Source organism: Streptomyces sp. McG3 (genome assembly GCF_018619185.1).
Classification (GTDB): Bacteria; Actinomycetota; Actinomycetes; order Streptomycetales; family Streptomycetaceae; genus Streptomyces.
The window spans coordinates 1-5,028 of record NZ_JAAXYC010000443.1 but is presented as its reverse complement, the minus strand read 5'-3'; the positions used below and the strand labels follow the sequence as shown (position 1 = coordinate 5,028).

The window sequence follows — 5,028 nt, the reverse complement described above, 5'->3', positions numbered from 1 at the left end:
CGCCCGGCCCCTGAACCCCCGCTCCTCGCCTACCGGTGTGCCGTTCTCGACTGGCTCGCCGATCCCGGGGCGGAGCCCTGGCACCGCCGCCCCCGGATCTTCGACCTGCTGGTCGTCGCCGAGGAGGAGCCGACCCTCTACGCGGTCTTCCACCACATCCGGGTGGACGCCCAGGAGGACTCGGTCGCCATCGTCGCGGACCGGCTCGGCGTCGATCCCCGGCAGGACATCCGGCCCGCCGTGACCGTCGCCGCAGGCGCGGGCGCGCTGCTCGCCGCCCAGGCCGCCTGGGTGCGCGGAGGCCGGCCGGACGCTCTGCCCGGACTGGTCGCCGAGGCGTTCGACGCGCTCTCCGCCGACCTGCTCGGCGGGCCGCGCCCCGCTTCGGAACAGCACCGCGGCAACAACAGCACTACCGGCGCCGACAGCACCACCGGCACTACCAACAGCACCACCGGTACCAACAGCACCACCGCAGAAGCAGAAGGAACCGAGGCAACACCATGAGCACCGAGCACAGCTCCACCCCCGCAGCCGAGGCGAAGGCCGAAGCCCCGACCGAGTTCGCGGGCCGCACCGCCCTCATCACCGGCGGCGCCTCCGGCATCGGCCTCGCCCTGGCCCGGCGGCTCGCCGCCGCCGGCGCGGCGGTCGTCGTCGCCGACTACGACGAGGAGAGCGCGCGCAAGGCCGCGGCCGACCTGGAGGGCGCGGGAGCCAGGGCCGCCGCCGTCGCGATGGACGTCACCGACCCGGCCTCCGTCGAGGCGGGTGTGCGGTTCGCGGTGGACACCTTCGGCGCCCTCCACCTGGCCGTCAACAACGCGGGCATCGCGGGCCCCAGCAGCCCCACCGGCGAGTACCCGGTGGAGGACTGGAACCGCGTCGTCGCCACGAACCTCAGCGGCGTCTTCCACTCGATGCGCTACGAGCTGCCCGCCATCGTCGCGGCGGGCGGCGGCGCGATCGTCAACATGTCCTCCATCCTCGGCACCAACGGCTTCGCGGGGTCGCCCGCCTACGTCGCGGCCAAGCACGGCGTCGTCGGCCTCACCAAGACCGCCGCGCTCGAATACGCCGGACAGAACGTCCGGATCAACGCGGTCGGCCCCGGCTTCATCGACACCCCGCTCCTGCGGAACACCGACCCGGGGGCCCGCGAGCACCTGATCTCCCTGCACCCGGCGGGACGGCTCGGCACCGCCGAGGAGGTCGCCGAACTCGCGGCCTTCCTGCTCTCCGACAAGGCCTCCTTCATCCACGGCAGCTACCACTTGGTGGACGGCGGCTACTCCGCCCCGTAACGGAGCCCGAGTGGCGTGCGGGGGACACGGGGGCGACAAAGGGACACGGGGGCGACAGAGGAATCAAGAGAGAAGCGAGGAGACCCCATGAAAGCCGTTCAGTACCGAGCCGTCGGCGCCGCCCCCGAGGTGGTCACCGTCCCGGACCCCGAGCCCGGCCCCGGCCAGGTCCTGCTGAAGGTCACCGCCGCCGGCGTCTGCCACTCCGACATCGCCGTGATGAGCTGGCCCGCCGACCAGATCCCCTTCCCGCTGCCCCTGACCCTGGGACACGAGGGCGTCGGCACGGTCGCCGCCCTCGGTGACGGCGTCGACGGCTTCGCCCTCGGCGACTCCGTCGCGGTCTACGGACCCTGGGGCTGTGGCACCTGTGTGAACTGCGCCGAAGGCAAGGAGAACTACTGCCTGCGCGCCAAGGAGCTCGGCATCATGCCGCCCGGACTCGGCGCACCCGGTGCGATGGCCGAGTACATGATCGTCGACGACCCCCGCCACCTGATCCCGATCGGCGACCTCGACCCGGTGAAGACGGTGCCCCTCACGGACGCCGGACTGACCCCTTACCACGCGATCGTGCGCTCCCGGGCGAAGCTGGTGCCAGGCTCCACCGCCGTCGTCATCGGCACCGGCGGCCTCGGCCACGTCGCGATCCAGCTGCTGCGCGCCATGACGGCCGCCCGGGTGATCGCCCTCGACGTCACCGAGGACAAGCTCGCCCTGGCCAGGACCGTCGGCGCGCACGAAGCCGTCCTCTCCGACGAGAAGGCGGCCGCCCGCGTCAGGGAACTGACCGGCGGACTCGGCGCCCACGTGGTCCTCGACTTCGTCGGAGCGCCGCCCACCGTGGCGACCGCGGGCGCCGTCGCCCGCGTCGACGGCGACGTCACCATCGTCGGCATCGGCGGCGGCGCGCTCCCGGTCGGCTTCGGCACGCTTCCGTACGGTGCCAACGTCAGCGCGCCCTACTGGGGCTCGCGCAAGGAGCTCGCCGAGGTCCTCGACCTGGCCCACGCCGGAGCGGTCGACGTCCACGTGGAGACGTACTCCCTCGACGAGGCCCCGCTCGCCTACGAGCGCCTCCACGACGGCAGGATCAACGGCCGGGCCGTCATCCTCCCGGGCGGCTGAGGCCTCCGGTTCCCGGGCGGCTGCCTGATCCCTCCGGCACCCCGGCGGGTGTCCGAATCCCTTCCGCACCCGGCGGCCGAGCCCCCCGGTCCCCTCGCCGTCGAACGTCCGCCCGCCCGTCCCGGCGGCGGCCTCCGGCTCCTGCCCGGCGGCCGCCGCCGGGGCGGGCGGGAAATTCCCGGCGCCGGGAGGCCGGCCGCCGTTAGAATGGGCGGCATGGGTTCGTACCGCTCCTACTTCTTCCGCTGATTCCCGGCCCGGACGGCCGCAGCGCGCCGCACCACGCGTCCCTCTGAGACGCCCCGGTGACGTCGACGTCACCGCGTGCGCACGCCGCCGTCCCCTCAGCCGTCCGGCATCCACGCCCCGCCGCCGCGCCTCCGCGCGCCTTCGCGGGCCGTCACCCAGGGAAAAGGCACCCATGCACCCCCAGCGCGACCGCGCTCAACTGGCCATCAAGGACGTCTCCAAGGCGTACGGGGACCGCTCCGTACTCGACCAGGTGACCCTCACCGTCCGGCCCGGTGAGAAGACCGCCGTCATCGGCGAGAACGGCTCCGGAAAGTCCACCCTGCTCCGGCTGCTGGCCGGAGCGGAACGACCGGACACCGGTGAGATCACCGTCCGTTTCCCCGGCGGCACCGGCTATCTCGCCCAGACCCTCGACCTCGACCCGGCCGACACCGTGCAGGACGCCGTCGACGCCGCCCTCGCCGAACTGCGCGACCTCGAACACCGTATCCGCGAGGCGGAGGCCGGCCTCTCGGAGCGGAAGCCCGGCGACCCGGGGCCGGCCGACGAGGAGCTCGCCGCGTACGGAGACCTCCTCACCGCCTACGAGGACCGCGACGGCTACCGGGCGGACGCCCGCACCGAAGCGGCTCTGCACGGCCTCGGCCTCTCCCACCTCACCCGCGACCGCGCTCTCGCCACGCTCTCCGGCGGCGAGCAGTCCCGGCTCGCCCTCGCCTGCGTCCTGGCAGCCGCCCCCGAACTGCTGCTGCTCGACGAGCCGACCAACCACCTCGACGCCCGCGCCGTCGGCTGGCTGGAGGACCATCTGCGCGCCCACCGGGGCACCGTCGTGGCGATCACCCACGACCGGGCGTTCCTGGAGCGCGTCACCTCGGTGATCCTGGAGGTCGACCGGGACCTGCGCACGGTCACCCGGTACGGGGACGGCTGGGGCGGCTACCGCACCGCCAAGGCCGCCGCCCGCCGCCGATGGGCCCAGGAGCACGAGGAGTACCTGACGGATTTGGCCCGCACCGAGGAGCTCGTCGCAGCGGCCGGAGCGCGGCTCGCGGCCAGCGGGGGAGACCCGAAACAGGGTTTCGGCAAGCACCGCCGTTCGCACGAGGCGAAGCTGTCCGGCCAGGTCAGGGCCGCCCGGACCCGGCTGGACGCGCTGCGCAGGTCTCCCGTGCCACCCCCGCCCCGCCCGCTCGCGTTCACCGGCCGCCCGACCGTCGCCGACGGGACCGGCACCGCGAACAGCGTGAGGCCCGCTACCGGCACCGGCACGGCGGACCGTGACGGGACCGCCACCGGCACCCTTACCGCCACCGACTCGGCCAATGGGACCGCGAATGGCACGGCGGGCCGCGCGAAGACCCTCGTGGAGCTGGACGCCGTCTCCGTCGGGGACCGCCTCCACCTCCCCTCCCTGCGCGTGGAATCGGGAGCCCGCCTCCTGGTGACCGGTGAGAACGGGGCCGGGAAGACCACCCTGCTGCGGGTCCTCGTGGGTGACCTGACCCCCGACGCGGGCACGGTCACCCGCCGGGCCCGCATCGGCTACCTCCCCCAGGAACTGCCCGCGCGCCCGACCCGGCGCACCCTGCTCGCCACCTTCGCGGCGGGCCGCTCCGGCTTCCCGGACGAGTACGCCGACGAACTCCTGGCCCTCGGCCTGTTCCGCCCCGAGGACCTCGACGTGCCCGTCGCGTCCCTCTCGGTCGGCCAGCAACGCAGGCTGGCCCTGGCCCGCCTGGTGACCCGGCCGGCCGATCTGCTGGTACTGGACGAGCCGACGAACCACATCGCGCTGAGCCTGGTGGAGGAGCTGGAACAGGCCCTCCACCAGTACCGGGGCGCGGTCGTCGTCGTCTCGCACGACCGCAGCTTCCGGGCCCGCTTCACCGGCGACGTCCTGGAACTGCGGGCAGGCCGCCCGGCGGGCGCGGCGCCGGCCTACGCGTCGGGGGAGGCGTCCCTCCCGCGCACCTGAGCGCGCAGCCGGTCGACGAACACCCGCTGGCCGACGACCAGCCGCTCGGCGGCCCGCTCCGGCGTGCACCAGGCGAACCGGTCCATCTCCGGGAACTCCTGCCGCACGCCGGACCCGCGCGGCCACTCCATCGTGAACGTCCCGGGCACGACGGACGCCACGTCCAGCTCCGCCTCCAGGGCCCAGACGGTCACCGTCTTGCCGCTGCGCTGCCGTGACTCGCCCAGCGCGATCCACTCACCCGGCGGGACCGGCACGCCCAGCTCCTCCACGAACTCCCGGCGGGCGGCGGCCTCCGCTTCCTCCTCCGGTCCGTACTCGCCCTTCGGCACCGACCAGGCGGCCGCCTCCCGCCCCGCCCAGAAC

General features: G+C 74.2%; 5 protein-coding genes. 4 read left to right on the top strand and 1 reads right to left on the bottom strand.

What is annotated here, in order from left to right; genetic code table 11:
- The 4 genes from HET64_RS36505 to HET64_RS36490 all read left to right on the top strand — a co-directional run.
- A partial coding sequence (locus HET64_RS36505) for a TetR family transcriptional regulator (protein WP_215111531.1) occupies nucleotides 1-507 on the top strand: 507 nt, incomplete at its 5' end.
- On the top strand, nucleotides 504-1,304 hold the full coding sequence (locus tag HET64_RS36500) for an SDR family NAD(P)-dependent oxidoreductase (protein WP_215111530.1): 801 nt from the start codon (nucleotides 504-506) through the stop codon (nucleotides 1,302-1,304). The genes HET64_RS36505 and HET64_RS36500, both read left to right, overlap by 4 nt.
- 87 nt (nucleotides 1,305-1,391) lie before the next feature.
- Nucleotides 1,392-2,432, top strand: coding sequence for an NAD(P)-dependent alcohol dehydrogenase (locus HET64_RS36495; RefSeq protein ID WP_215111529.1), 1,041 nt, complete (start codon nucleotides 1,392-1,394; stop codon nucleotides 2,430-2,432).
- A 421-nt stretch (nucleotides 2,433-2,853) separates the two neighbouring features.
- Nucleotides 2,854-4,662 carry an ABC-F family ATP-binding cassette domain-containing protein gene (locus HET64_RS36490; RefSeq protein ID WP_215111528.1) on the top strand — a complete coding sequence of 603 codons (1,809 nt, stop codon included), beginning with the start codon at nucleotides 2,854-2,856 and terminating at the stop codon, nucleotides 4,660-4,662.
- On the opposite strand, the gene HET64_RS36485 is transcribed toward HET64_RS36490, so the two are convergent.
- Nucleotides 4,626-5,028 (bottom strand): NUDIX domain-containing protein (locus tag HET64_RS36485; protein WP_215111527.1); only part of this gene is annotated, 403 nt, incomplete at its 5' end. The genes HET64_RS36490 and HET64_RS36485 overlap by 37 nt on opposite strands.